This window comes from Novipirellula sp. (assembly GCF_041583735.1).
GTDB lineage: Bacteria > Planctomycetota > Planctomycetia > Pirellulales > Pirellulaceae > Novipirellula.
Genome location: NZ_JBFHFD010000658.1, coordinates 1 through 4,828 on the forward strand (window position 1 = coordinate 1; position 4,828 = coordinate 4,828).

Consider the following 4,828-nt stretch of genomic DNA (forward strand, 5'->3'; position numbering starts at 1 on the left):
ATCGACATGCGATCGATTTTTCGAGCGTATTTGTCGTACCAAATCGCAGCTTGGCCAAAGGTTTTGACGTTATCCCGTTTGGGCTTGTCACGTAGATCATCCAACAGCGTCGTGATCTACGTGAAATAGCTTTGGGATGCCAGCAGTTTTGTTTTGCCTTCTGGATCGGCCCCTGTCGTAGCGTCATCGTGATACCAAGATTATAAACGGATTGCGTATCGTTTTCTCTACTTCCGCGTTCTCGTCCTGAAAACTTCATCCAATCCAATCGATGAGCATGTTCGACCAAGGCCCACCCAACCCAAATCCGCCGCCAGCCGACTTTGCACGTAAAGATAAACTGCAAACACCGCTGTTTGATATCGATCGATCAACGCAGCAGAAAATACAAACCGCTTCCCTGTTGGTGTTGGCGGTGCTCGGATCCACTTACTTGATCTATTGGCTGCGACCGGTTTTGGTGCCATTCGTGGTGGCCCTGTTTGTCGTCAGCGGTCTCAGTCCGATCCTTTCGGTGTTGGAGCGGACTTTGGGGGTGACTCGGATCGTCGCTGCTGCCATCACGTTTCTCTCCGGTGTCGCACTGCTGATCCTGTTTGGCATGGCGATTTCCATTTCGATGACCGATCTGGCGAAGAACTCTACTCGCTACGTTGACCGGATCGAAGCGATCGCCCAGCAAGTGGATAAGTATGTCACACTTGATCTAAATTTTCGTCGACCGCGAAGCGACGAGCTCGTGTCGACAGACGAGTCTGATCGCGAAAACCAATCGGAGCCCAATCCCGAGGACGCAGTGCTACTGCCGCTGGAGGTTCCTCGAGCAGTGTCCGATGAAGTAGACGAGCCTGAAGACAATTTGGCATTGGTATCCCCGCAGGCTCCCGATATTGAAGCCAGCCGTGATTTGATCGGTCCAACCCCAATACAATCGTCAATGATTGTCGACGCGGAGCCCCAGGTTCCTCACACCCCGCCGCCACGACCGGGTGGATCACAAGAGTTGGTGGAATCGCTTGCTCGGCAAGGCATCGCAATCGTCTCACAATCACTGTTCAGTTTGGTATCGACCAGCGTCGTGGTGTTGATCTTTGTCTTCTTTTTGTTGTTAGGAACGCCATCGTTGGTTTCACACAACGAAACGATTCAAGAGATCAACCATCAAGTGCGAGTGTACTTGGGGCTGAAAACGATCATCTCGATCTTCACCGGGTTGGCATTTGGATTAGCGCTGCGACTATTTGGTGTGCCGATGGCGTTTACGTTTGGCGTACTGGCCTTCTTGCTGAATTTTGTGCCCAACGTCGGACCGATCGTAGCCAGTCTATTGCCGGTTCCGTTGATCCTATTTGACCCCAGCGGCAATTTGGCGTGGATGATTTCCGCAATTGGGGTGACGTCGTTGATTCAAGTGGCCAGCGGCAATTTGGTCGAGCCCAAGTTGATGGGGGAATCATCCGATTTGCATCCCGTCGTCGTGCTACTATCGCTGATGTTTTGGGGGATGATGTGGGGGATCATTGGCATGTTCTTGGCGACACCGATCGCCGCGGGGTTCAAGATTGTGTTGGAACGATTTGACGAGACGAAACCGCTGGCCGCCTTGATGGCCGGCCGCTCTGCTCGTCCGTCGCGGCTTCAGCCGTAGCATGGCCCCTTTGGGCCGTGCGTTTTTCCATCGGTCACACCGGCATGGCGCAGAAGAGTCATGCTACAGTCGGTTGCCGCAGAAATCGTCTTCCGTGGACTCACGCCCACGGCTAGGTGCCACCACCGCTTCGCGACTGCCCAGCTCGCTTGATCGCTTGCCTCTCCGTTGGATCCCCCTCTCGCCCAAGCTTGCTTGGGCGAGAGGGGCTGCCCACTGTGCCTGCATACGTGAGACAGCTAGCAAGTTGTTTTAATAGTTGAGAGCACGGAGAAATCTCATGACCGACATGGCCAGAAAAGTATTGCAAAGAGATCCTGAAGTCATTGGAAAAACCGTTCGCCGACACTTTACTGCCGTTTACAAACTCAGATAGCCCTCCCAGCCGAACAGTGCAACCAACCCAGGCAAATCGGAGCTCTGCTTCGATGGGAGACTAACGGTCGGGCAAAGAAGCTGGTTCCTTCGGCGTATTGCGAATCATTGCAGATTCTAAATAGACTGCTTTTCGCAGCCGATTGATGGAGCCGAGAGGTTGGTGCTCTTTTAGACAATGCCACGGCGTGAACACAAGCGACTCACACACTGCTTCATCTAGCGGTTCAGAGGAGCTGATTACTAAGTCTGCCAATGCGGTCCAGGGATATTCTTCTGGATTGTCCTGCCATTCAAGACTTGCATTTTCGATTTGTGTGATGATGTCAGTGATTTGTGCTTTCGAGCGAATTTGAGCTTCGAAAACGAAGCGGACTGGTTCACCTGAGCTTAGCCGGTTGGCGAGTCCCTCACGAAGGTAGTTAGACTCTTCGATCAGTGGCTGTTTGCCCTCCGCGTTTTCATCGATTGGCACGACACGAAAACGCATTACCTGATCAGTGCCGAACAAAAAGGGAGCCGCGCCAAAGTATGAATTCTCGAAAGGAGTGGTCGGCGGAGTTTGAAATGGGGCAGGTGTTCCAGCGGATCGTATTTGGGCTGCGATTCTTCCGGTCTCTGCGGCTCTGGCCTTTTGCTCTGCTGTAGTTCCTGGCATTTGACGCATTCTGAAGAATTCAGTACCCCCTTTATCATCCCCGTGTTCAGCGATCAATCGGCTAGCCAGTGCATAGTCCTCTACATTGGCGAAAACAAAAACTGGCGAATTGATCATAACGAAATCCTGTGTCAAAGCGCCGTGCTGCGGAAGTAAGGACTCCCCAGATATACCTAGCACCTTAATTGCCATCCCACGACTTCCGTGCATACGGACGCCAGGAGCGAGCTCCGGCGAATCGTCGCGGTCGCGCGAATCCGCGTTGGAGAAGCGAACAATCGCATCGTAGCTTCTCACGCTGCTAAATAATCCGACTTGGTATTTTGCGTCAATATCTTCACGGATTGTGAATTTTCCGGCGACGCATCCGTGACTCTTTGCATGTTGGTTTCGCCGTACCGTTTCGCCGCCCTTATAGCGAGTAGCCATCTGGACGCCGGTTGCCTTAACAATCGCTTGGATCATTTCCTGTTCGCTTGGGGCAATCTTCTCGAAGTCAGTTGCTTCGACACGAGCCTCTATTAAATGAGCGAGTCCAACTAGAGGCTCATCTGATGAGGCCCAGGTGCTCCCTACAAAAATGCTGACGACTAGTATTCGCACAAACATTTGCAGTTCCATTCAAAAAAAGCCAGAGAGTAAAGAAGGTACGAACAGTCTTTCGGTGAAACAGAAATGCTTGGTTTGGCGGAACTCCCCGTGCCGTCAACTGGGCAATTTGAATCGTGTTGATGCAGAAGTCTTTTCCCCCAATCTTATTGAGATAAAAGTTCGCCTCACCAAGTCCAGGGTGTTTGCAAAAATCCTTTGGGGCGGTGAATTGATTTCGGCGAAGGCGTCATATGAGAGGTGGTTATCAAAAAAAGTATACGTGAGTCGCGATGGATAAATTTAAGTAAGAGTGCTCGACGCAGCTACGGACACGTATAGGAACCTGTTAGGAAGCCAACGGCAACGAAATTCAAACCAGGATGTTTTTGCCATCTTCAGTTATTTCGAATGCGTTTGGCTACCAGACCTTAGTGTCGTCAATCTATTTGTCGAACGCCAAAATGCTTCTGCGGGAAACCAAGGGGAGGCCAACCGTTCTCGTTGTCTCCCCCATTGGGATTCTCCAAGGGTTGCAGCGACCTTGGGGCGGAGGCAACGGGAGCCATAGCCATCGGGAGCCATCGGGGGCAGAGCATCTTGCGAGGGCATGCGAGACTAGCGTGAGCGGCCGATTGGAAGCTTGGAATGACTTCGAGGTTGCCGCAACCAAAGTCGTCGCCGACTGCGAGTCGCCTTGCTGGCTGTCGAGCGAAAATAGGCCGGTGTTGTGCACCTGTACCATCGACGATTCTTTGCCATGGGACGGTCAACGGCGACGGGGCAGCTTGCGCGGTGGTGCGGGCGGGGGCGTCGTCGATCGGGCGTTTTACACTCGGAATTACCCGGCGATTGCCACGACGCGGTGAGCCGAAAGAAAGCCGCTCGCGCAGTTGAGACGTCGCTTGGATCTGCGAAAATGCCGCAAAAGCACGAAAAAACCCGCTTGCGACGCAGTGGATCGCGTCGAAAACGGGTTTGAGTACACCCGGAGGGTCCGGAACAATCTCAATAGACTTCGAGGAAAACAGCGATTTGGGGTCCGTGGTGGTATCACCGGTGGTATCAGAGCTGTTGCGGACGTGTCCCGATGCCGTCGAATTGCTGACGCTGTGGCAATCGCTTGATGATGCCGGCCGGGTTGATCTGTTGGCCGTGGCGCGGGGGTTGAATACCCGACGTACAACCTGACGCCGATGTTATGGTCTATGGACTTGGGTTGATGACATCCGTTCTGAACTGATGGAAATCCGTTGATCCCAAGACGTTGCGATTGGCCGGGGTGCCGGCCCCCGGCTGTTAACTGGTTCATAGGTATGATTCGCCCCAAGTGTTTTCCGTTGCCCCAAGCCAGATGGCTGTCACCTGATGCAATAAACTGTGACACTATAGGTGTGACACCCGTTTCGGGTCCCCTCTGCCCTCTGTGCCAACATGAGTGAGACAACTTTGAAGTTTTTCAAAGTCGAGGGCACGGAAAGTTTACATGACCGAAATCGCCAACAAAAAAGTTAAGAAAAATCCTGAGGTGGCTGAGAAAGCGACCCGTCGTCGCTTTA

The 4,828-nt window shown here is 52.7% G+C and carries 2 protein-coding genes; one reads left to right on the top strand and one right to left on the bottom strand.

Annotation, left to right across the window (positions count from 1 at the left end):
- Positions 1 to 271: 271 nt before the first annotated feature.
- On the top strand, positions 272 to 1,648 hold the full coding sequence (locus ABX962_RS30370) for an AI-2E family transporter (RefSeq protein ID WP_372725175.1): 1,377 nt from the start codon (positions 272 to 274) through the stop codon (positions 1,646 to 1,648).
- 436 nt (positions 1,649 to 2,084) lie between these two features.
- Here the strand turns inward: ABX962_RS30370 and ABX962_RS30375 are convergent, their stop codons facing one another.
- The gene (locus tag ABX962_RS30375) at positions 2,085 to 3,302 is read right to left on the bottom strand and encodes a hypothetical protein (protein ID WP_372725177.1); all 1,218 of its coding nucleotides are present in this window, start codon (positions 3,300 to 3,302) and stop codon (positions 2,085 to 2,087) included.
- Between the last annotated feature and the right edge of the window lie 1,526 nt (positions 3,303 to 4,828).

Coding starts and splice junctions, on each gene's coding strand:
- ABX962_RS30375 (WP_372725177.1), bottom strand. CDS start 3,302: ATGGAACTGCAAATGTTTGTGCGAATACTAGTCGTCAGCATTTTTGTA.
- ABX962_RS30370 (WP_372725175.1), top strand. CDS start 272: ATGAGCATGTTCGACCAAGGCCCACCCAACCCAAATCCGCCGCCAGCC.